Origin of the sequence: Sphingomonas sp. (assembly GCF_013816785.1) — a bacterium.
In the GTDB taxonomy this organism is placed as follows: Bacteria; Pseudomonadota; Alphaproteobacteria; order Sphingomonadales; family Sphingomonadaceae; genus Sphingomicrobium.
The window spans coordinates 1-19,487 of sequence record NZ_JACDDV010000041.1; the positions used below are offsets into that span (position 1 = coordinate 1).

At 64.4% G+C, this 19,487-nt stretch carries 22 protein-coding genes; 6 read left to right on the forward strand and 16 right to left on the reverse strand.

Annotated features, from left to right (window positions below; genetic code table 11):
• Positions 1 to 1,021, reverse strand: a 1,021-nt coding sequence (gene lepA, locus H0W65_RS09060) for a translation elongation factor 4 (RefSeq protein ID WP_294006687.1), incomplete at its 3' end; no start/stop codon positions are given.
• 136 nt (positions 1,022 to 1,157) lie between these two features.
• On the opposite strand from lepA, the gene H0W65_RS09065 reads away from it, so the two are divergent.
• Entirely contained in the window at positions 1,158 to 4,004 is a 2,847-nt protein-coding gene (locus H0W65_RS09065; RefSeq protein ID WP_294006690.1) for a pitrilysin family protein, read from the forward strand.
• Positions 4,005 to 4,024: 20 nt separating this feature from the next.
• Here H0W65_RS09065 and H0W65_RS09070 read toward each other — a convergent pair whose 3' ends face one another.
• Positions 4,025 to 5,095 carry a 5-(carboxyamino)imidazole ribonucleotide synthase gene (locus H0W65_RS09070; RefSeq protein ID WP_294006693.1) on the reverse strand — a complete coding sequence of 357 codons (1,071 nt, stop codon included), beginning with the start codon at positions 5,093 to 5,095 and terminating at the stop codon, positions 4,025 to 4,027.
• Positions 5,096 to 5,105: 10 nt separating this feature from the next.
• Positions 5,106 to 5,588 carry a 5-(carboxyamino)imidazole ribonucleotide mutase gene (gene purE, locus H0W65_RS09075; RefSeq protein ID WP_294006696.1) on the reverse strand — a complete coding sequence of 161 codons (483 nt, stop codon included), beginning with the start codon at positions 5,586 to 5,588 and terminating at the stop codon, positions 5,106 to 5,108.
• A 50-nt stretch (positions 5,589 to 5,638) separates the two neighbouring features.
• On the opposite strand from purE, the gene H0W65_RS09080 reads away from it, so the two are divergent.
• Complete coding sequence (locus H0W65_RS09080) at positions 5,639 to 6,310, forward strand: GGDEF domain-containing protein (RefSeq protein WP_294006699.1); 672 nt, start codon at positions 5,639 to 5,641, stop codon at positions 6,308 to 6,310.
• Between the two features lie 50 nt (positions 6,311 to 6,360).
• Here the strand turns inward: H0W65_RS09080 and gpmA are convergent, their stop codons facing one another.
• Positions 6,361 to 7,047 (reverse strand): 2,3-diphosphoglycerate-dependent phosphoglycerate mutase, encoded by a 687-nt coding sequence (gpmA, locus tag H0W65_RS09085; protein ID WP_294006701.1) that lies wholly within the window; start codon positions 7,045 to 7,047, stop codon positions 6,361 to 6,363.
• The gene (locus H0W65_RS09090; protein ID WP_294006704.1) at positions 7,047 to 8,213 is read right to left on the reverse strand and encodes a M14-type cytosolic carboxypeptidase; all 1,167 of its coding nucleotides are present in this window, start codon (positions 8,211 to 8,213) and stop codon (positions 7,047 to 7,049) included. Before H0W65_RS09090 ends, gpmA begins: the two co-directional genes overlap by 1 nt.
• Positions 8,214 to 8,350: 137 nt before the next feature.
• On the opposite strand from H0W65_RS09090, the gene H0W65_RS09095 reads away from it, so the two are divergent.
• The 3 genes from H0W65_RS09095 to H0W65_RS09105 all read left to right on the forward strand — a co-directional run bounded on the left by H0W65_RS09095 (position 8,351) and on the right by H0W65_RS09105 (position 10,662).
• Entirely contained in the window at positions 8,351 to 9,991 is a 1,641-nt protein-coding gene (locus H0W65_RS09095) for a M20/M25/M40 family metallo-hydrolase (RefSeq protein ID WP_294006707.1), read from the forward strand.
• Positions 9,992 to 10,077: 86 nt separating this feature from the next.
• On the forward strand, positions 10,078 to 10,203 hold the full coding sequence (gene ykgO / locus H0W65_RS09100) for a type B 50S ribosomal protein L36 (protein WP_006833921.1): 126 nt from the start codon (positions 10,078 to 10,080) through the stop codon (positions 10,201 to 10,203).
• Between the two features lie 189 nt (positions 10,204 to 10,392).
• Complete coding sequence (locus H0W65_RS09105; RefSeq protein ID WP_294006710.1) at positions 10,393 to 10,662, forward strand: hypothetical protein; 270 nt, start codon at positions 10,393 to 10,395, stop codon at positions 10,660 to 10,662.
• A 1-nt stretch (position 10,663) separates the two neighbouring features.
• Here H0W65_RS09105 and H0W65_RS09110 read toward each other — a convergent pair whose 3' ends face one another.
• From H0W65_RS09110 to purT, 6 genes are read right to left on the reverse strand one after another with little or no spacing between them, the layout of a single operon-like run.
• Positions 10,664 to 11,077, reverse strand: a complete 414-nt coding sequence (locus tag H0W65_RS09110) for a hypothetical protein (protein WP_294006712.1) — start codon at positions 11,075 to 11,077, stop codon at positions 10,664 to 10,666.
• A 23-nt stretch (positions 11,078 to 11,100) separates the two neighbouring features.
• On the reverse strand, positions 11,101 to 11,562 hold the full coding sequence (locus H0W65_RS09115; RefSeq protein WP_294006714.1) for a hypothetical protein: 462 nt from the start codon (positions 11,560 to 11,562) through the stop codon (positions 11,101 to 11,103).
• A gap of 1 nt (position 11,563) precedes the next feature.
• Positions 11,564 to 12,421 carry an acetylglutamate kinase gene (argB, locus tag H0W65_RS09120; protein WP_294006716.1) on the reverse strand — a complete coding sequence of 286 codons (858 nt, stop codon included), beginning with the start codon at positions 12,419 to 12,421 and terminating at the stop codon, positions 11,564 to 11,566.
• Positions 12,418 to 13,578, reverse strand: coding sequence for a bifunctional glutamate N-acetyltransferase/amino-acid acetyltransferase ArgJ (gene argJ / locus H0W65_RS09125; RefSeq protein WP_294006718.1), 1,161 nt, complete (start codon positions 13,576 to 13,578; stop codon positions 12,418 to 12,420). Before argJ ends, argB begins: the two co-directional genes overlap by 4 nt.
• Positions 13,575 to 14,582 carry an N-acetyl-gamma-glutamyl-phosphate reductase gene (argC, locus tag H0W65_RS09130; protein ID WP_294006721.1) on the reverse strand — a complete coding sequence of 336 codons (1,008 nt, stop codon included), beginning with the start codon at positions 14,580 to 14,582 and terminating at the stop codon, positions 13,575 to 13,577. The genes argJ and argC overlap by 4 nt, the downstream gene beginning before the upstream one ends.
• Before the next feature lie 40 nt (positions 14,583 to 14,622).
• Positions 14,623 to 15,780, reverse strand: coding sequence for a formate-dependent phosphoribosylglycinamide formyltransferase (gene purT, locus H0W65_RS09135; protein ID WP_294006724.1), 1,158 nt, complete (start codon positions 15,778 to 15,780; stop codon positions 14,623 to 14,625).
• A 76-nt stretch (positions 15,781 to 15,856) separates the two neighbouring features.
• On the opposite strand from purT, the gene H0W65_RS09140 reads away from it, so the two are divergent.
• The gene (locus tag H0W65_RS09140; protein ID WP_294006742.1) at positions 15,857 to 16,741 is read left to right on the forward strand and encodes a peptidylprolyl isomerase; all 885 of its coding nucleotides are present in this window, start codon (positions 15,857 to 15,859) and stop codon (positions 16,739 to 16,741) included.
• A 28-nt stretch (positions 16,742 to 16,769) separates the two neighbouring features.
• On the opposite strand, the gene H0W65_RS09145 is transcribed toward H0W65_RS09140, so the two are convergent.
• The 5 genes from H0W65_RS09145 to H0W65_RS09165 all read right to left on the reverse strand — a co-directional run bounded on the left by H0W65_RS09145 (position 16,770) and on the right by H0W65_RS09165 (position 19,254).
• Positions 16,770 to 16,949: a hypothetical protein gene (locus H0W65_RS09145; RefSeq protein ID WP_294006727.1), complete on the reverse strand. Its 180-nt coding sequence runs from the start codon at positions 16,947 to 16,949 to the stop codon at positions 16,770 to 16,772.
• Positions 16,946 to 17,083, reverse strand: a complete 138-nt coding sequence (locus tag H0W65_RS09150) for a hypothetical protein (RefSeq protein ID WP_294006730.1) — start codon at positions 17,081 to 17,083, stop codon at positions 16,946 to 16,948. The genes H0W65_RS09145 and H0W65_RS09150 overlap by 4 nt, the downstream gene beginning before the upstream one ends.
• Positions 17,084 to 17,256: 173 nt before the next feature.
• Positions 17,257 to 17,760: a hypothetical protein gene (locus tag H0W65_RS09155; RefSeq protein WP_294006733.1), complete on the reverse strand. Its 504-nt coding sequence runs from the start codon at positions 17,758 to 17,760 to the stop codon at positions 17,257 to 17,259.
• Positions 17,761 to 17,969: 209 nt separating this feature from the next.
• The gene (locus H0W65_RS09160; protein ID WP_294006736.1) at positions 17,970 to 18,923 is read right to left on the reverse strand and encodes an IS1595 family transposase; all 954 of its coding nucleotides are present in this window, start codon (positions 18,921 to 18,923) and stop codon (positions 17,970 to 17,972) included.
• Between the two features lie 70 nt (positions 18,924 to 18,993).
• Positions 18,994 to 19,254, reverse strand: a complete 261-nt coding sequence (locus H0W65_RS09165; RefSeq protein WP_294006739.1) for a hypothetical protein — start codon at positions 19,252 to 19,254, stop codon at positions 18,994 to 18,996.
• Positions 19,255 to 19,487 lie beyond the last annotated feature (233 nt).

Genomic DNA, 19,487 nt, shown 5'->3' on the forward strand with positions numbered 1-19,487 from the left:
AGCCGAAGCCGAGCGCGGCGCTGCTCTCGGTCTCGAAGCTGAAGCTGGCGTCGTTGAGGCGCAATTTATAGAGGCTGTCGCGCAGCTTCTCGAAGTCCGCCGCGTCGACCGGGAACAGGCCGCAGAACACGACCGGCTGGACGGTTTTGAAGCCGGGCAGGGCGGTTGGCGTGGGGCGCTTGGCATCGGTGATGGTGTCGCCGACCGCGGTCTGGCTGACCTCCTTGATCTGGGCGGTGATGAAGCCGATTTCGCCGGCCTGGAGCTCGTTCAATTGCTCGATCTTGGGGCGGAAGCAGCCGACGCGGTCGACCAGGTGCATCGTCCCGGTGGCCATGAACTTGATCTGCTGACCGCGTTTGATCGCGCCGTCCATGACGCGGACCAGGATGACCACGCCCAGATAGGGGTCGTACCAGCTGTCGACCAGCATCGCCTTGGTCGGTGCGTCCCTGTCGCCTTTAGGTGACGGAATCCGCTCGACGATCGCGTCGAGCAATTCCTCGATGCCGATGCCGCTTTTCGCGCTGGTCAGCACCGCGTTGGACGCGTCGAGCCCGATCACTTCCTCGATTTCGGCCCGCACTTTTTCCGGCTCGGCGGCGGGCAAGTCGATCTTGTTGATCACCGGGACGATTTCATGGTCGTGCTCGATCGACTGGTAGACGTTGGCCAGCGTCTGCGCCTCGACCCCCTGCGCCGCGTCGACCACCAGCAGCGCGCCTTCGCACGCCGCGAGGCTGCGCGACACTTCATAGGCGAAGTCGACGTGGCCGGGCGTGTCCATCAGGTTGAGCTCGTATAGCTCGCCATCTGGGCCCTTCCATTCCAGGCGGACCGTCTGCGCCTTGATCGTGATCCCGCGTTCCTGCTCAATCTCCATATTGTCGAGCAGCTGCGGCGACATCTCGCGCGCGGTGAGGCCGCCGGTGGTCTGGATCAGCCGGTCGGCAAGCGTCGACTTCCCATGGTCGATATGCGCGATAATCGAGAAGTTACGAATGCGGGACAAGTCAGCCATCCGCGGCCCGCTAGCATCTCGCAAACGGGCTGTCATCGGCGGCGCCGTTGGTCCCTCTCTGCTTGCCGCTGGTTGAAGGCGGTTGCATCGGCCCGACTTGGCCTTAGGCTCCCGGCGGATCATCGGGAGTTTTTTCATGTTCTTGCGTAATCCTCGCCTTGCCCTTCTCCTCTCCGGCGCGTCGCTGCTCGCCGCCTGTGCCACCACGCCACCGGCCCAACCGGCGCTAGTCGCGCCACCGGTCGCGGCCGCCCCTTCTGTAATGGCCGAACCCGTGCCGGTCGCCTCGTTGGTTCGTCAGATCAGCATTCCGCACGAGACTTTCACGCTCGACAATGGGCTGACGGTCATCGTCCATGAGGATCACAAGGCCCCCGTGGTTGCGGTCAGCACCTGGTACAATGTCGGGTCGAAGGACGAGCCGACGGGCAAGACCGGCTTCGCCCATCTGTTCGAGCATTTGATGTTCAACGGATCGGACAATCTGCCGGGTGACTATTTCACCTATCTGCAGCAAGTCGGCGCGACCGATTACAACGGCACCACCTGGTTCGACCGCACCAATTATTTCGAGACGGTGCCCAAGGCTGCAATCGACCGCGCGCTGTTCATGGAGTCGGACCGCATGGGCTATCTGCTCGGCGCGGTGACGCAAGAGAAGCTCGATAATCAGCGCGGCGTTGTCCAGAACGAGAAAAGGCAGGGCGACAACGCGCCCGGCGGCCTGACCGAATATGAGGTGCTCGACGCGCTGTTCCCGGCGGGGCACCCCTACCACCATTCGACCATCGGCTCGATGGCCGACCTCGATGCGGCGAGCCTGGCCGACGTCAAGAAATGGTTCATCGACAATTACGGCCCGAACAACAGCGTGCTGGTCTTGGCCGGCGACATCACCGCTGCCGAAGCGCGCCCGCTGGTCGAGAAATATTTCGGTGGTATCAAGCGCGGCCCGGTCAACACGCCGGCTGCGGCCGATGTGCCGACCTTGGCCGCAGCCAAGACGATCGTGATGAAGGACCGCGTTGCCGCGACCCAGATCGAAAAGAATTGGGCGGTGCCGGGCTTGCTGTCGAACCAACTCGCTGCACTCGACCTCGGCGGGTCGATCCTCGGCGGGCTCGCCAGCTCGCGGCTCGACCGTATCCTGGTGCGCGACGAGAAGATCGCGGTAGACGTATCGGCCGGGCTCCAGCCGTTTCAGCGGATCGGCATGTTCTCGGTCAGCGCGACGGTCAAGCCGGGCGTCGACCCGGCGCTGGTCGAACGGCGCCTCGACCAAATTCTCGCCGAGTTCATCGCCAATGGCCCGACCGAGGAAGAAGTGCAGCGCGCCGCGACCAACGAGCTTGCGGGCCGCATCCGCGGGCTGGAATCGGTCGGTGGCTTCGGCGGCAAGGCGGTCGCGTTGGCGGAAGGGCAGGTCTATGCCGGCGACAGCGATTATTACCGCCGAACGCTCGATCAATATGGAGCGGTCGACGCCGCCGCGATCAAGACGGCGTTCGCCCAATGGCTGAGCCGACCGGCGTTCACCATCCGCCTCGAACCGGGCGATCGTCCGCCGTATGATGAGACCAAGTTTAAAGCCAAGAAGGCCTCACGCGACATCGCCACGCCAAAGGTCAAGCGGTCGGTTCCGCCGATCGGCCAGTCGGGCGCACTCGACTTCCCGGACATCGCCCACGTGGCGCTTTCGAACGGGGTCCGCGTGACCTATGCACAGCGGACGGCCGTGCCGACGACCCAGTTGGCGCTGTCGTTCAACGCCGGCTTCGCGGCCGACGCCCCAGGCGCACGAGGCTTGCAGAATTTGACGCTCGGCATGCTCGACGAGGGCGCCGCGGGCCTCAATTCGCAGGCGATCGCGGAGGAGCGCGAGCGGCTCGGCATGACCTATGCCGCCACCGGCTCGGCCGACCGCAGCACGGTGACGATGGCCGCCTTGAGCGCAAATCTAGTGCCTTCGCTCGACCTGCTCGCCAAGATCGTCGAGCAACCGAGTTTCGATATGGGAGACATTGAGCGGCTGCGGACGCAAACCGCGACCGCCATTGCCCAGGCGCAGAAGGAGCCCAATTCGATCGCTTCGCGCGCGCTGCCGGCGCTGCTCTATGGCGAGAATCATCCCTATGCGACCACCAGCCTGGGTGACATCGCCGCGGTCAAGGCGTTCAGCCGCGATGATCTGATCGGCTTTCGCGACCGTTGGCTGAGGCCCGACAACCTCGAGGTTTTCGTGGTTTCGAGCCTGCCTCTGGCCGAACTTCAGCCGATGCTCGATGCGCGCTTCGGCCAATGGCAAGCGCCCGCCGCGCCACTGGGTAAGAAGGCGTTCGGCGCGCTGCCGCCGCGCCCGACCGCGCCGCGGATTGTTTTGATCGACCGGCCCGGATCGCCGCAGTCGATCATCTACGGCGGGCAATTGACGTCGGTCGATCCCAAAAGCGACACGACCTCGCTGACCAACGCCAACGACGTGCTCGGCGGCAATTTCCTGTCGCGGATCAACATGGACCTGCGCGAGACCAAAGGCTGGTCCTACGGCGTGTCGGGACGGACGCAATTGACCGAGCAGGTCGTGCCTTATCTGGTCCGCGCTCCGGTCCAGGCCGATCGCACCGGCGATTCGATCAAGGCGCTCGATTCCCAGTTCCGGGGTTTCCTGGGCAAGCAGGGGGTAACGCAGGAGGAACTGGAGCGGACGGTGACCAACGCGATCGGCGAATTGCCGGGCGAGTTCGAGACATCGGCGGCGGTGCTGGCGGCAATGCAAAGCAATGCGTTGCTCGGCCGGCCCGACAATTATTACGAGACGCTGGCCGACAAGTTCCGCGCGCAGAACCGCGCCGGCCTCGACGCCGCGATCCGCGCCGCGGTCGATCCGGGCGGTTGGGTCTGGGTGGTGGTCGGCGACGCGGCCAAGGTCAGGCCGCAGCTGGCGAAGCTCGGTTATCCGGTGACGGTGGCAGAGGCGCGATGAGCCAGGGCCGCCGGCGGGATTTACTCCCGTGACGGTCCTAACCGCGTCACATGCCCCATCTTGCGCCCGGCGCGTGCCTCGCCCTTGCCGTAGAGGTGGAGGCAGGCGCCCGGTTCGGCGAGCAATTCGGGCCAGCGTTCGGCGTCGGAGCCGATTAGATTGTCCATCGTCGCGCCCGCGGCGACCAGCCCCGAATCGCCCAGAGGCAGGCCGAGAATCGCACGCAGATGCTGTTCGAACTGCGAAGTATGCGCGCCCTCGATGGTCCAGTGGCCGCTGTTATGCACGCGCGGGGCGATTTCGTTGACGACCGCCTCGCCATGGCAGGCGAAAAATTCGACGGTCAGCACGCCGACATGGCCCAGCGCATCGGCGATGGCGGTCGCGGACCGGAGCGCGACATCGCGCAGCGCTTCGATCGCCCGTCCGGCCGGAACGCTTGAGCGGCGCAGGATGCCGCCGTCATGCTGGTTCCGGGTCAGCGGGTAGGCGCGTGTCTCGCCGGCTTCGGTGCGCGCCAGGATCAGGCTGAACTCGGCGTCGAAAGCTACCCGCGCTTCGGCCACCGCCGGTTGGCGGCCGATCGACTCCCACGCCGCTTCGGCATCGCCGGGTTCGTCGACCCACGCCTGACCCTTGCCGTCATAGCCAAGCCGCCGGGTCTTGAGCAGGATCGGCGCGCCGAGCTCGGTTAGCGCCGCGAAGACGTCGTCCGCGCCATCGACTTCGCGCCAGGGCGCGACGCGCGCGCCGACACCAGCAAGGAATCGCTTCTCCTCGGCCCGGTCCTGCGAAACGGCGAGGCTGCGCGTGTCGGGGCGAAGCTTGTCGCCAAGCGTGGAGAGCGGTCCGATCGGCAAATTCTCGAACTCGTAAGTGACGACGTCGCACGCGGCCGCGAACCGAAACAAGGCAGCCTCGTCGTCGAAAGCAGCGCGGGTGAACTCTGCCGCGACTTCGGCCGCGCAAGGGCGGCGGTGGGGGTCGAAGATATGGCAGCGATAGCCCAACTGAGCCGCAGCCATCGCCATCATCCGGCCGAGCTGGCCGCCGCCGACGATGCCGATGGTGGACCCCGGCGCCAGCGTCATTCCGGCCAAATCACTCAGGTTGCTCGGGAACCGCGGCGGTCTGCTTCGCTCGCCACTCGGCCAACCGCCCGGCAAGCACTTCGTCGGTCGTCGCCAGCATCGCCGCGGCGAGCAATGCCGCGTTGATCGCACCGGGCTTGCCGATCGCCAGTGTCCCGACCGGGATTCCGGCCGGCATCTGGACGATCGACAACAGGCTGTCGATGCCCTTCAGCGCCTTGCTCTCGATCGGCACGCCGAGCACCGGTAGCGCGGTCATCGACGCCGCCATGCCGGGCAAATGCGCCGCGCCGCCGGCCCCGGCAATGATCGCCTTGAGCCCTCGACCCTGGGCCGCGGCGGCATAGTCATAGAGCCGCTTGGGCGTGCGATGGGCCGACACCACCCGCACTTCATGGGCCACGCCGAGCGCCTCAAGCGTCTCGGCGGTGTAGCGCATCGTCTCCCAGTCGGACTGGCTGCCCATGATGATGCCGACGATCGGATCGGCCATGTTCGCGTATCACCTTCGCCCCGTTTGCTAGACGGGCGGTTTAAAGGCGCGTGGCGACTGGCGCAATCCGGGACAGCGGCGAATTGGGAATCCACAAAATGGTGAATCTCGATTATGCCGTCTTCCGACAGCGGGAAGTAACCATGCACGAAGTTACGGAACAGGGCAGCGATCCGGCGACCTTGGTCGAAGAGATTGCGCGTCTGCGTGGCGAAGTCGAGCGGCTGCAGGGCCGGGTCGACGAGCTCGACGCGCTGGCTCACCGCGACCCGCTGGTCCCGCTTGCCAACCGCCGCGGCATGATGCGCGATCTGGAGGCGATGATCGCCCGGTACCATCGCCATGGCATTCCGGCCGCGGTGCTGTTCGTCGATCTCGACGATCTCAAGATATTGAACGACAGCTTCGGCCATGGCGGCGGTGACGCGGCCCTAATCCATGTTGCTGAGAAATTGCTCGCCGGCACCCGCTCAAACGACACGGTCGCGCGGCTCGGCGGCGACGAATATTGTGTTTTGCTCGACCATGCCGACGAGGAGGTTGCGCTGGAGATCGCCGAGCGGCTGGTCGACACCATCGCCGGCGAGGACTGTCTTTACCAGGGGATGGAGATGCCGCTGTCGGTGGCGATCGGCCTGACCCTGATCGAGCAGGGCGACACGCCGGCCATCGTCCTCGCCCGCGCCGACCAGGCGATGTACCGGGTTAAAGCCGCAGCCTAGGACTGCCGGGGGCAGTCCGTTAGGGCGCGGCTGCGGCCAGATGCTGCGGCCTAGCGCTCGCTTAAATAATAACGATCTCGGACCGACAGATCGTCGTTAAGCTCATAAACGATGGGCTGGCCGGTCGGGATTTCCAGCCCGACGATGTCGGCATCGGCGATGTTCGACAAATGCTTTTCCAGCGCGCGCAACGAATTGCCGTGGGCGGCGACGATCACCCGTTCGCCGCGCCTGAGCGCCGGGACGATGTCCGCGTCATAATAGGGAAGAACGCGGACGATCGTGTCCTTAAGGCTTTCGGCCCGAGGGATCGCGATCCCGGCGTAGCGGCGGTCGGCGCCGACCTGATAGGGACTGTCGGCCTCGAGCGGGGGCGGCGGGATGTCGAACGAGCGCCGCCAGATCTTGACCTGTTCGACTCCGACCTTGGCGATCATCTCGGCCTTGTTGAGGCCGGTCAGCCCGCCATAGTGACGCTCGTTTAGGTGCCAGTCCTTGCTCACCGGCAGCCACAGTCGGTCCATCGAGTGGAGCACGAGATGGAGCGTGCGGATCGCCCGCGTCTGGACGCTGGTAAAGCAGCGGTCGAAGTCGAAGCCCCTGGCGGCAAGCAGCGTGCCGGCCTCGCGGGCTTCGGCGATGCCCTTCTCGGTGAGGTCGCTGTCCCACCAGCCGGTGAAGCGGTTTTCGAGATTCCATTGCGACTGGCCGTGGCGGAGGAGAACCAGCGTCGGCATCAGGCCTCGGCCTTCTCCAACTCGGCCTTGTTCGCCCTGGCCTTGTGAAGTTCGGGCAGGATCGCGTGGAGCGAATCGAGGCACGACCCGGCGAGGTATTTGGAGCGTTCGGGGCTCCAGCCATAGACTTCATCGGGCAGGTCGAAATTATCCTTGAACGGCATTTCCAGCGTCATCGAGACGCAGCCAAACCGCTCGGCCAGCTGGGTGGTCGACATCGACATATTGGCTTGGCCGGCCGGGAGAATCTCATAGCCCTGCCGCGTCTGGAAATCGGGCGAGAGGCGCTGCAGCGTATCGCTGAACAGGGCGAACAGCCGCGACTGATCGGGCGTTAGCGACGGAATGCCTTCGAACCCAGCAAGGAAATTGGCCGGGATCGCCTCGTCGCCGTGAACGTCCATCGCAAAGTCGACCCCGGTTTCGTCCATCGCGCCGCGCACGCACAGCACCTCGGGGCTCTTCTCGGCCGACGGCGCATGCCATTCGCGGTTCAAATTGACGCCGACCGCATTGGTACGAAGGTGTCCGCGCCGCGATCCGTCGGGATTCATGTTGGGTACGACGTGGAAGGTGCAGTCGCGGCGCAGCACGCGCGCGATCGGATCGTCCGGATCGGTCAGCTTTTCGAGCGCGCCCTCCATCCACCACTCGGCCATCGTCTCGCCGGGATGCTGGCGGGCGTAGAGCCACACGGTGAGATCTCCTTCGCCGAAAGTCAGGCAATCGATGTCCTGCCCGTCGAGCGATTTGCCGAGGCTGCGATATTCGACTCCGGGCAGTGCGGCCAGCGTCGATACCAGATCGTGGTGCCGCTCCATCGAATAGGGCGCGAAATAAGCGATCCAGACAAGGTCGGTCTCGGGCGTGAAGCGGATCGTCAGCGTGCCGTCGGCATAGCTGGTGTCGGGAATGCGCGCCCAATCCTCGCGATCGAGCGACAGGCAAGCCTTATAGTCGGGCCAGCCGTCGGGGTAGGCGGCGCTGCCGCAATTGACGATGTTGAGCGTTACTTCGCGGCCGCCAGCGCCAGCCAGGCGGAAGTGGAACCATTGATGGAAATCGCTCATATGATCCTTGACGATTTCCAGGTCCACCGTGTCGCCGCTTTGCCCGACGACGCGAATGTTGCCGGCGTCGAACGCGCTCGAGATCGTGATGGTCATGAAGTCCCCTGGTGCTGGATGGAAATGAAGAATCGCGGCCCTGATAAGGCCGAGTGCGGCGAACGGCAAACCTGGCTTTCGACAAACGGCCGACCGAGGCACTGGCGCGGCCCCCTGCCGTCCGATAGCGAGGCGCCATGCGTATCATATCTGCCCTGACTGCCCTCGGCCTGGCTGTCGCCGCCGTCGCCGCCCCGCCGCCCCCGGTCGACGAGGCGATCGCCCGGCGGGTGCGGGCCGACGTCGAGTTCCTCGCCTCCGATCGGCTGGAGGGACGCGACACCGGATCGCGCGGGCACGCCATCGCGGCCGATTATGTCGCGGGGCAATTCCGGGCGATCGGTCTTGAGCCCGCGGGCGACAAGGGAAGCTGGTACCAGCAGGTGCCGTTTCGCCGGGCCTCGTTCGACAAGCCGCCGCGCCTGACGCTGACGATTGGCGGCAAGCCGGTGGTGCTCGAGCAGGGTAAAGACGCTTCGCTGCGGCCGAGCGTTACCGCCAAACAAATCAGGCGAAGCGCGGGCCTGGTCTTCGTCGGCTATGGCTTGAAAGACACGCGCTTCGGCTTCGACGATTATCGCGGCCTCGACGTCCGCGGGAAGATCGTCGTCGCGCTCGACGGCACGCCGACGGGACTGCCGAGCGACATCGCCGCGCACCTCAAATCGACCAAGGATGAGATGGCCGCCGCCGCCGGTGCGGTCGGTTTCGTCGGAATAGGCGGCCGCGGGGGACGGGCCGGGGAGGCGGATCCGGTGCAACGCGCCTCCCGGCCGCGGATCGATTGGGTCGATTCGGCGGGCCGCGCAGGGACGACGCCTCCCGGGCTCGAACTTATAATATCCTTCTCGCGCGAGTGGGCGGCGCGTCTGTTCGAAGGCGCCCCAAAATCGCTCGCCGCGGTCCGCGCCGCGGTCAAGGGCAAGGGGCGCCCGCGCGGCTTCGCCTTGACGCCTACGATCGCGGTCGAGGCCGACGCCAAGTGGGAGGATTTCACCAGTCCCGAGGTGATCGGGCTGCTCAGGGGCTCGGACCCGGTGCTTGCCGCCGAGCATGTCGTGCTGATGGGCCACCTCGATCATCTGGGGATCAAGCCCAACGCCAAACTGGGTGAGGACGCGATCTACAACGGCGCGCTCGACAATGCCGCCGGGGTGGCGACGATGCTTGAGGCGGCGCGCCTGTTCGCCGCGCAGCCGGCGCGACCGAAGCGCTCGATCCTGTTTATCGCCAATACCGGCGAGGAGCGCGGGCTACTGGGGGCCAGCTATTACGCCAATCACCCGACCGTGACGGCATCGAGCATCGTCGGGCTGGTCGATCTCGACATGCCGCTGCTGCTCTACCCGTTCACCGACGTCACCGCGTTCGGCGCCGACCATTCGACCATCGGCGCGACGGTCGCTGAGGCCGGCTCGTCGATGAATGTCGCGATGAGTCCCGACCCGATGCCCGAGGAGGCAATCTTCGTTCGTTCCGATCATTATATGTTCGTCAAGCGCGGCATTCCAGCGGTGCTGCTGATGACCGGGCATGCCAATGGCGGCAAGGCCAAGTGGAAGGACTTTCTGGAATCGACCTATCATTCGGTCAACGATGACCTGACGCAGCCGATCGATTGGCAGGCGGGCGGGCGCTACGCCGTGCTCAACTACCGCATCGCCCGGGCCATGGCCGACGCGCCGCAACGGCCGATGTGGCTGACGAACGACTATTTCGGCGACCTTTATGACGTGAACGGACCGCGTCGGCCCGCGGGGACGCCCCGCCGACCTTGACTTCGCCTGCCCCCCGCCATAGGGGGACCGCCGGTTTCACGAACCTCCGACACCCTATAATTTTTACGAAGGCAGGCGTTCCGGCCATGAAGATTCGCAATTCCCTGAAGTCGCTGAAGTCGCGCCATCGCGACTGCCGGGTAATTCGCCGTCGCGGCCGGACCTATGTCATCAACAAGACCAACCGCCGTTTCAAAGCGAGACAAGGCTAAGCCCCCGAACCGAGGCCGGCCCTCCCTTTCATCGAGATCACTAATCGCCCCTGTCCGATCCGTCGGGCGGGGGCGAAATCGCGTGGCAATGGCATAATTAGGGCGATTCGAGCGTTTTTGTCGATGAAGCGTTTTTTCAGCGCCCGTTAAGCTGGTTCGCGGTATATAAACGCGTAAGGAGTGTTGAAGATGACACGCACGATGACAATCGTTCTGACGGTGACCGGGGTCGCCTTTGCGGCGACGATGGCCGGCGCCGCCTATGCGCAATCGGCGGGCGACCAATCGACTCCGCAGAGCTGGAACTACGAGATCAAGGACGGCAAACGCGTTCCCAAGGGGCAGAAGCAGGTCAACGCCGACGGCAGCTGGCGCGAGGAAATTCGCCAGGGCAAGTGCGTCACCCTCAAGGAAAAGACACCGTCGGGCGAATATAAAGAGACGCGCCGCTGCGACTAATTCAGGTCGCGCCCTTCGTCTTGACCCGATCCAGCCCGGTACCGCCCTCGGTGCCGGGCTTTATCGTGCAGGCGGGCAGGCCAAGCTGCGCATTGTCCTCGCACGGGCGCACCTGGACGCTGTCGTTGGCGCTGATGAACAGGCCCCACTGGCGCTTGTCGCTGCAGGTCGCCGTCCACAGGTCCATATTCTTGTAGCGCCCGACATAGCCGGTCTTGACCAGCTGCTTGCAGGTCATGCCCTGCTCCAGGATCGCGCGCTTCAACGCGATGGCGCGGTCGAAATCGTTCAATTTGAGTAGCTGCTTTTGATGCTCGCTTCTGACCATGATGTCGGGCTTGGGCGCCGTCGGCACCTTTTCTTTGCCACATCCCGCGGCCAGAAGGAGGGCAAGCAGCAACGCGGATCGAAGCATCGTCATTCTCCCTGAGCCGCGGCTCAACCGGCGGCGCGGCGCTGCTGCAACAACGCCGCCACGGCATCGGGGTTCACCCCATCGGCCAGCGCGACGAAGATCGTGTCGTCGCCGGCGATCGTTCCCGCAATCTCGGCGATCCCCGCCGCATCGAGCGCATTGGCAACCAAGTTGGCCGACCCCGGCGGCGTCTTAAGCACCAGCAGCGGACCCGCGGTCAGGATCGCGTCGACCCATTCGGAGAGCAGCCGGTCGAGCTTGGCCGCGGCGTGGCCCGCGTCAACATTGTCGGGCATTACATAGCGGATCCTGCCCTCGCGTTTGAGCTTGACCGCGCCCAGTTCGATCAGGTCGCGGCTGACCGTCGCCTGGGTTGCCGCCATTCCGGCCAGTGACAGGCGGGCGACGATCTCTTCCTGGCTGCCAACCCGATGCTCGCGTAGCCAGTCGGCGATCATGCGCTGGCGCGGTTTCTTGCCCGCCATTTCATGCCTCTCCGCAAACCATCGTGCCAATGCCTTCGTCGGTGAACAGCTCGACCAGAATGGCGTGCTCGGTACGGCCATCGATCATATGCGCGCTGGCGACTCCGCCGGCGACCGCCTCGGCGCAAGCCGACAGTTTTGGGATCATGCCGCCGGTGACATGTGCGTCGGCGATGCTCCGCCTCGCTTCGGCAACGGTCAGGCGGTGGACCAGGCTGGCCGGGTCGGCCGGATCGGCGAGCAGGCCCGGCGCGCCGGTCAAATAGATGATTTTTTCCGCCTTCATCGCCACGGCGATCGCCCGTGCCGCATCATCGGCGTTGACGTTGTAGGGCTGGCCGCTCCTGTCGGCGCCGACGGTCGACACGATCGGGATCAGACCGTCGTCGAGCAAGGCGTGGAGCAGTCCGGCACGGACGCGGCCGACCTTGCCGACAAAGCCGAGCGCTGGATCGACTTGGGTCGTCTCGAGCAATCGCCCATCCTCGCCCGCCACCCCGACAGCGACCGGCTCCAACGCGTTGACCGCGCTGACCAGCTCGCGGTTGATCTTGCCGACCAGCACCATGCGGACGATATCGAGCGTTTCGCGGTCGGTGACGCGCAGGCCGTCCCGGAATTCGGGAGCCTTTCCTATGCGCTTCATCTGCTCGTCGATCTGCGGGCCGCCGCCATGGACCAAGACGGTGCGGATGCCGACCGAGTGGAGCAACAGCACGTCCTTGGCCAGGCTGCGCGCCGCCGCTGGATCGGTCATCGGCAGGCCGCCGACCTTGACCACCACCACCTTGCCGGTGAAGCGGCGGATATAGGGCAGCGCCTGGATCAGCAGCGCGGCGGTCTCGTTGGGCGTGATCATGATGTCGCCGCATTTTCCTTGATGTAACCGGGGCCGAGATCGACCGAGACCGCACGGCCGGCGCCGCGGCCGACACCTAGATCGATGTGGATGTCGATTTCACCGCCGCGCATATGGGCTATAACCGCATCGGCATCGTGTGGGATTTTAACCCCCGCTGCGGCGACCTTCATTCCGCCGTAAGAGACGCTGGCCTTCTCGCTCTCGAACTCGACCCCGCACGATCCTGCCTCGGCCAGCAGACGGCCCCAATAGGCGTCGGCGCCGTACCAGCTGCATTTGATCAGCTGATTGTTGCCGATCGACCTCGCGACGGTGCGCGCCTCGGCGTCGTTCAAGGTGCCGGTGACGCGGATGACGACGAGCTTGGTCATGCCCTCGGCATCGCGCGCCATCCCCAGCATCAGTTCCTCGCAACATTGCCGTACGGCATCCTCGAACCCAGCCAGGTCGGGCCGCCCCTTCCGCCCGCTGGCGAACAGCATCACCGTGTCGTTGGTCGACGTCGCGCCGTCGGTAATCAGGCAGTTGAAGGTCGCTTGGGCCGCGCGGGCCAGGATCGGCTGCAACTCGGCAGGCGACAGGCTGGCGTCGGTCGTCAGGAAGGCGAGCATCGTCGCCATGTTGGGCGCCAGCATCCCGCAGCCCTTGGCCATCCCGCCGACCGTGAAACCGTCACCCGCGACCACCGCCTCCTTGGGGCACGTGTCGGTGGTGAGGATGCCTTTGGCCGCCTCGACATGGCCGGCACGCGACAGTTTCGCGGCCAGCTTTGGCGTCGCGTCGAGCAGCTTATCAATCGGCAATGAAATCCCAATCAACCCGGTCGAGCAAACCAGCATTTCTTCTGCCCGGCAGCCGACGCCCTCGGCCGCCGTCACACACATTGCCTCGGCATCGGCGCGACCGGACCTGCCGGTTCCGGCATTGGCATTGCCCGAATTGACCACCACTCCTGCCGCCATCCCCCCCGACATCTTCAGCCGCTCTAGGCTGGCCTCGACCGGGGGCGCGCGAAACTTGTTCTGGGTGAACACCGCCGCGGTCGGTACCGGCCGGCCATCGTCGGTGGCGAGCAGCGCATAGTCGAGCCGCTTGCGCTTGACCCCGGCGTGACAGCCCGCCGCGACAAATCCTTCGGCTGCGGTCACACTCATGGATAGACTCCGATATTCGTAAGGCCCGCGTCTTCCTCGAGACCGAGCATGAGGTTGGCGCATTGGATCATCTGACCCGCCGCGCCCTTGCCGAGATTGTCGATCGCGGCGAGCGCGACGACCGTACCGGTGCGCTCGTCGTAACGTGCCGACAGGAAGGCAGCGTTGCTGCCGGTCGCCCATTTGGTTTCGGGTAGTGCTTCGCCGACGTGGACGAAGCGCTCGCCCGCATAAGCCTCCCGAAGGATAGCCAACGGATCGCAAGGACCATTGGCCCTGGCGTAGCAGGTGGCGAGGATGCCGCGGCTCGCCGGCATGAGGTGCGGGGTGAACAGGACCCGGGCGTCGCAGACCATTTCCATCTCGGCGGTGTGGCGGTGGTTGAGCAAACCATAGGCTTTCAAATTGCCCTCGACCGCGCAGAAATGCGTCGCCGCGTCGGCCGAGCGCCCGGCGCCGCTGACCCCAGAGGCGGCATCGACGATGATGCCGTCGCGCTCGACCACGCCGGCTTCGAGCAGCGGGCGCAGCGCCAGGTTGGCCGCAGTCGGATAGCAGCCGGGCGCGGCGACTCGCTTCGAGCCGGCAATCGCTTCACGGAAAAATTCGGGTAGCCCATAGTGGAAGCTGCCGAGCAGGTCAGGGCGAGCGTGCGGCTTGCCATACCAGCGTTCATATTCGCCGGCGCTGTCCAGCCGGAAGTCGGCCCCGAGGTCGACCAGTGGAACTCCCGGCGCGAGCAGATCGTCGGCAAAGCGCTGAGTTTCACCATGGGGAAGCGCGGCCAAGATCAGGTCGCTTCCCCTGAGCAGCGCCGCGTCCCATTCGGCGAAATGCATTTCCGGATAGGCGAGCCCAAGGTGCGGGTGCAGGTCCGCGACCGGCTTGCTCGCCGCCGAAGCACCGAACGCGACGCCGACCTCCAACGCGCGATGACCCGCGATCAGCCGCATCAGCTCGCCGCCGACATAGCCGGAGGCGCCGAGGATCGAAACACGAATCATCGGCGGCATATGCTATTCACTGAATATTTATGCAATATACTTAGGTGCGATAGTCGATCTGGATCTTCGCCGCCGCCCCGACGGCCCGCGCACGCGCTTTATCGACATGGTTGTCACGCGCCAGCGCCACCCCCATTCGCCGGTTCCTGAGCGTGTTGGGCTTGGCGAACAGGCGGATCTCAGCGCCGTCGGCCAGCGCTTCGTCCACGCCCGAAAAGCCGAAGTCCCGGCTTTCCCTGTCGGCAAGGATCACCGCCGAGGCTGACGGGCCCGCCAGCTCAATGGTTGGGATCGGCAGGCCGAGGATGGCGCGGACATGCAGCTCGAATTCGTTGGGCGACTGCCCAATCAGCGTCACCATGCCGGTGTCGTGCGGCCGCGGGCTCAGCTCGGAGAAGATCGCACGGCCGCCGGCGATGAAGAATTCGACTCCGAACAGGCCGTGTCCGCCGAGCGCCGCGACCACCCTGGCGGCCTGCTCCTCGGCCGAGGCCAGTACTGCAACGTCAATCGCCGCCGGCTGCCAACTCTCGCGATAATCGCCGGCTTCCTGGCGATGGCCGATCGGCCGGCAGAACATCACGCCGTCTTTGGTCGCGACGGTCAGCAGCGTGATCTCATCGTCGAAATCGATGAATTCCTCGACGATGACGCGCGGCCGGTCGCCGCGCATATTGGCGACTGCATAATCATACGCGGTTCCCAGATCCTCTTCGGTTCGCGCGATGCTTTGACCCTTTCCGCTCGACGACATCACCGGCTTGACCACCGCCGGCAGGCCGACCGTGCTCGCCGCCGCGACCGCCGCCTCGCGCGTCTCGGCGAAGCGGTAGCGCGAGGTCGTCAGGCCGAGCTCCTTCGCCGCAAAGTCGCGGATACCGTCGCGGTTCATGGTCAGCTGCACCGCCTTGGCCGAGGGCACGACATGCCAGCCTTCTCGCTCGAGCTCGCCCAGCATCGCGGTGTCGATCGCCTCGATTTCGGGGACGATGTGGTCGGGTCGATGCTTCTCGACCGCCGCCCGCAGCGCCGCCCCGTCGAGCATCGAAAACACCTCGCGCGCGTCGCTGACCTGCATCGCCGGGGCATCGTCGTAGCGATCGCAGGCGATCACCCTGCAGCCGAGCCGCTTGGCAGCGATCGCGACTTCGCGGCCCAGCTCGCCCGACCCGAGCAGCATCAGCGTGGCAAGATACATGGCCGCTTCCCTAGCGGGCTTGCGCGGCGATGGGGAGACGGCAATGCTCGGTTCCGAACAGATCGAGGGGAATGACATGCGCCGTTTCGTTGCCTTGGCCCTGCTACCCTTGCTGATAGGAGCGGCGCCGCCCGCTAAGCCGAAGACCCCAAGTGAGATTATCGCCACCGCGCCGCGGTCCGACTGGCGCGAAATCGCCGCCGACGACCTGCTGGTCTTCGACTTCGCCGGGAATCGCCGGGTGGTGATGCAGCTCGCGCCGGCCTTCGCTCCGGTCCATGTCGCCAACATCCGCACGCTGGCGCGGGGCGGCTGGTGGGACGGCGCCAAAATCTACCGGGTGCAGGACAATTACGTCGTTCAGTGGGGTAATAATGATAGCGGCAAGCCGCCGCCCAAGGGGGTCGTCGCCAAACCCCCGGCCGAATATTCGCGGCGGCTGGCTGGCCTCGCGATCACGCCGCTCGGTTCGCCCGATGCCTATGCCCCCGCCGCAGGCTTCGCCGGCGGCTGGCCGGTCGCTTTCGACCGCAGGGGCGGGACTGCCAACCTTGCCCATTGCTATGCGATGGTTGGCGTCGGGCGAGACCTTTTGCCCGACACCGGGACCGGAGGGGAGCTGTACGCGGTCATCGGTCATGCGCCCCGCCACCTCGATCGCAACATTGCGCTTGTCGGGCGGATCGTATCGGGGTTCGAGGCCATGTCATCGTTGCCGCGCGGCACCGAAGCGCTCGGCTTTTATAAGGATCGGTCGTCGGACGTGCCGATCGTCCGCGCGCGGCTGGCCGCCGACTTGCCCGCCGTCGAACGACCGCGCTTTGAATATCTCGGCGGTCTCTCGTTCGGCGCCTATCGTCACGCACGCGCGAACCGGCGGGACGATTTTTTCATCCGTCCCGCCGGCGGTGTCGATCTATGCAATGTCGGCGTGCCCGTGCGGGCGATGCCCAAACCTTAGGCGATTACGTATTTGACAAACCAGGTATTTAGCCAGCGAGCCAGTGAACGATCCATGCCATTTGGATCAGAACGAGTCCTGTTACTATGCCCCAAGCCGCATGGGCGTATCGCTTCACGCGGATGTCGCCCACGATCTCCACGACGCAATAAGTGATGCCGATAATGATCCCAGCAATGGTGAGGATCACTGACGGATCGGTGTTCATTCTGGTTTCTCCACCGGCTTATGCTTCACCAACTTTCGCACGCGCTCATCAAAACGCGCCTCGTCGTCGTCCGTCCCCAGATCGCGGGCGGCCTGCTTGAACTTGTCGAGTTGGGTTTTGCCTTCGGCGGACATAACGATTCCTTTATACCGTTGCGGTAAATCGTCCTCGCCGCTATATATAGCGGAAGAGTTGGTGGACCTAGAGGGGATCGAACCCTCGGCGCGTCAGGTGGGTAGCCGGAACGCCCCTACCAAGGTAGGCCCACACTCAGGACGCCCCGCTCAAAAGGCGGGGCGTTCGCACATCAAAAAGGCACGTCATCATCTAGGTCGGTGTCGAACGTAGCGGGCGGTGGACGGACGCGTATCGCCTCTGGCTTTGTGGCCGTGTAAACTCCCTTCTTACCCGCGACGGTCCAGATCATGCCCTTCTGTGCCATACGCCAGAGTTTGTTTTGCAGAAACTTGCGACTCTCGACGACTTTGAAGCGCCGCCAGAGTTCGATCAGGATGGCGTCGAGTTCGACATCATCGCCGCTTTTGATGATCGTGAAAAGTTGCTGCTCTCGGTCGTCCGCCTTGATGCCGCTAAGCTCCTTAAGGAGCTCAGGTGGCAGATCACTCAGGTCGCCGTAGGATTCTGGGATTGGCTGCGTTATTCGCCGCAATTGCTCTAGCTCCGCTATTATCGCGTCGAGCAGATTAGCATTCTGGGTGTGGCGAGACGCCGCGCCCGCGTCGGATACGGTTTGAGACCACGCGCGGAATTGCTTCGCCAGACCCTTGACAGAGTCCAGGTGATCGGCCAAGTTGGCCTCCTTCATAAGTGCGGGTTTTGGCAACAGTTTGGCGACCAAGCCAAGACCCGCGATTAAACGGCCTGCCCCATCGAATCATCGACGGAGTGGGCCGTTCGCTTATGGAGCATGTTTACGCTTTGCCTGTCAAGCGTGACTTTGGTCTAACTTTGCGCTTTCGTTTGTTTTGCCGCTCAGATTGGGCTTCTTCGCGCTTATCTTTAGTTAGAGACCCCATACGTCAGCCGCTTTCCTACGATACCCTTGAGGCCTTGGATTGCGCGGGCGCGATCATCAAAGCCATTGGCGGTGCGAGTATTGTAACGGAACTCGAACTCGGCGAGATAGCGATGAAGATGCTGCTCGCCGCAATGCTGGTAGACGCCCTTCATGCCGCGCTTGAAGATGCTGAAATAGCCTTCCACGGTGTTGCTGTGGATAGTGCGGTCGGTCAGATCGACATACTGGCCCGCGTTATGATTGGTCGTGCCGTGGCCTGCAAACTCCCTGCGGACAGAACGATAGGCATTGTGTTCGTCGGTCATGATCGTGGCTTCGCGAGCAACGTTGGCACGAACGATCGGCATAAGGGTGGCAGCGCTCACATTATCCACAATCATCGTACGGGCGATGCCAGAGTCGCGGTCGATTAGCGCCAGCACCTTCATCTTGTGATGGAAGGCGCGCTTTTTCGGTGCGCCCTTGATGCGGCCAATAAAAGTCTCGTCAACCTCGACAATACCACCGCCTGAACCGAAAGGCGCAAGTTCCCCGGAGCGCAGCGCTTCACGGATGCGATGCGACAGGAACCACGCCGAATTATACTGAATTTCAAGGACGCGGCTAAGCTGGTGCGAGCTGATGCCCTTCTTGCTCGAAATCATCAAATGAACGGCCTGGAGCATTATATGCAAGGGCAGCTTCGCGTCCTCGAACACGGTCCCGACCTTGACCGTGAACTGCTTGCGGCACTCGCCACACTTCTTGAGACCGTAACGGATCGCGCCCTTGGGGCACTTCTTGCTCGGCTTGCCGCGAACACCGTCCAGCTTGTAGATGCGACCACCGACAACGCCGCAGTGCGGGCACGTCACGCCGTCCGTCCAGATCATGCTTTCCAGATACTCGAAAGCCTTGGCTTCGTCGTGAAAGCGAGGCTGGGATAAAACGGACATAGCGGCATTGCTCCTTGCCGTCAGTCCTACCCGATCAACTTGGGTTTGTCAAATACGTAATCGCCAAACCTTAAGCAGCCCAGGCGGGGGCGACGTTGCGGTTCTTGTGCTGAATGACCGCCGGGCTGTTGTGCGAGCGCATGCTCGCCTCGGCCAACGGAAGGGCCGTGGAGCAGAACGCGCACTCGGCCGACATGCGTCCGATTAGCCAGTGCGTCCGGCCGCAGCCAGGGCAATGATTGATCTGATGTTCGCGATAGACGGCGTGATATCCACGTCCGGCGGGATCGTGCGTCTTACGCAGGTCTCTGAGCGTCGGGACGGATGCCATGAAAAAGTTCCTCTCGCTCGTTGAACGACCGAAAGAAGTTTGGGTTGCATTGCTGGCCGTCGCTGCCGCGCCGTCGCCCGAACCGGGACACGAAGATCAGACGTCAAGACCTTCGAGCGAGATCGGCTCGGCAAACTCTGCACCGATTTTCTTGCCGGCAATCCAGCGGACCAGCGCATTGGCCCGCTCACGGCCCGGCAGGATCAGCCAGACGCGCGTCCCGACCTCGAACA

Excerpts from the sequence above, each read along its gene's own strand:
- H0W65_RS09065 (WP_294006690.1), top strand. The coding sequence starts at position 1,158 with ATGTTCTTGCGTAATCCTCGCCTTGCCCTTCTCCTCTCCGGCGCGTCG.
- argJ (WP_294006718.1), bottom strand. The coding sequence starts at position 13,578 with ATGAGTGTGACCGCAGCCGAAGGATTTGTCGCGGCGGGCTGTCACGCC.
- purE (WP_294006696.1), bottom strand. The coding sequence starts at position 5,588 with ATGGCCGATCCGATCGTCGGCATCATCATGGGCAGCCAGTCCGACTGG.
- H0W65_RS09160 (WP_294006736.1), bottom strand. The coding sequence starts at position 18,923 with ATGTCCGTTTTATCCCAGCCTCGCTTTCACGACGAAGCCAAGGCTTTC.
- H0W65_RS09105 (WP_294006710.1), top strand. The coding sequence starts at position 10,393 with ATGACACGCACGATGACAATCGTTCTGACGGTGACCGGGGTCGCCTTT.
- gpmA (WP_294006701.1), bottom strand. The coding sequence starts at position 7,047 with ATGCCGACGCTGGTTCTCCTCCGCCACGGCCAGTCGCAATGGAATCTC.
- H0W65_RS09145 (WP_294006727.1), bottom strand. The coding sequence starts at position 16,949 with ATGAACACCGATCCGTCAGTGATCCTCACCATTGCTGGGATCATTATC.
- H0W65_RS09095 (WP_294006707.1), top strand. The coding sequence starts at position 8,351 with ATGCGTATCATATCTGCCCTGACTGCCCTCGGCCTGGCTGTCGCCGCC.
- H0W65_RS09110 (WP_294006712.1), bottom strand. The coding sequence starts at position 11,077 with ATGCTTCGATCCGCGTTGCTGCTTGCCCTCCTTCTGGCCGCGGGATGT.
- H0W65_RS09070 (WP_294006693.1), bottom strand. The coding sequence starts at position 5,095 with ATGACGCTGGCGCCGGGGTCCACCATCGGCATCGTCGGCGGCGGCCAG.
- H0W65_RS09140 (WP_294006742.1), top strand. The coding sequence starts at position 15,857 with ATGCGCCGTTTCGTTGCCTTGGCCCTGCTACCCTTGCTGATAGGAGCG.
- H0W65_RS09165 (WP_294006739.1), bottom strand. The coding sequence starts at position 19,254 with ATGGCATCCGTCCCGACGCTCAGAGACCTGCGTAAGACGCACGATCCC.
- purT (WP_294006724.1), bottom strand. The coding sequence starts at position 15,780 with ATGTATCTTGCCACGCTGATGCTGCTCGGGTCGGGCGAGCTGGGCCGC.
- argB (WP_294006716.1), bottom strand. The coding sequence starts at position 12,421 with ATGATCACGCCCAACGAGACCGCCGCGCTGCTGATCCAGGCGCTGCCC.
- H0W65_RS09115 (WP_294006714.1), bottom strand. The coding sequence starts at position 11,562 with ATGGCGGGCAAGAAACCGCGCCAGCGCATGATCGCCGACTGGCTACGC.
- H0W65_RS09090 (WP_294006704.1), bottom strand. The coding sequence starts at position 8,213 with ATGACCATCACGATCTCGAGCGCGTTCGACGCCGGCAACATTCGCGTC.
- argC (WP_294006721.1), bottom strand. The coding sequence starts at position 14,582 with ATGATTCGTGTTTCGATCCTCGGCGCCTCCGGCTATGTCGGCGGCGAG.
- H0W65_RS09150 (WP_294006730.1), bottom strand. The coding sequence starts at position 17,083 with ATGTCCGCCGAAGGCAAAACCCAACTCGACAAGTTCAAGCAGGCCGCC.
- ykgO (WP_006833921.1), top strand. The coding sequence starts at position 10,078 with ATGAAGATTCGCAATTCCCTGAAGTCGCTGAAGTCGCGCCATCGCGAC.